This window comes from Mesorhizobium sp. M7A.F.Ca.CA.002.05.1.1 (assembly GCF_003998335.1).
Lineage (GTDB): Bacteria > Pseudomonadota > Alphaproteobacteria > Rhizobiales > Rhizobiaceae > Mesorhizobium.
The window spans coordinates 1-415 of sequence record NZ_RZQI01001677.1; the positions used below are offsets into that span (position 1 = coordinate 1).

At 61.9% G+C, this 415-nt stretch carries 1 protein-coding gene; it reads left to right on the forward strand.

What is annotated here, in order from left to right; all coding sequences use genetic code 11:
- Positions 1-40 precede the first annotated feature (40 nt).
- On the forward strand, positions 41-415 hold a 375-nt coding region (locus EN939_RS37735; protein ID WP_442919608.1), incomplete at its 3' end, for a 5'-3' exonuclease.

Genomic DNA, 415 nt, shown 5'->3' on the forward strand with positions numbered 1-415 from the left:
GGCATGGACCAAGCCGCCGCGCCGCGCTATCCCTGCCGGCATGAAAAAAGGCGATCATCTCTTCCTTGTCGACGGCTCCGGCTACATCTTCCGTGCCTATCACGCGCTGCCGCCGCTGACCCGCAAATCCGACGGCCTGCCGGTGGGCGCCGTTTCCGGCTTCTGCAACATGCTGTGGAAGCTGATGCTCGACGCCCGCAACACCGATGTAGGCATTGTGCCAACGCATTTCGCCGTCATTTTCGACTATTCGTCGAAAACCTTCCGCAACGACCTCTACCCCGAATACAAGGCCAACCGCTCGGCACCGCCGGAAGATCTGATCCCGCAATTCGGCCTGATCCGCCAGGCGACCAGGGCGTTCAACCTGCCCTGCGTCGAGATCGAAGGCTACGAGGCCGACGATCTGATCGCC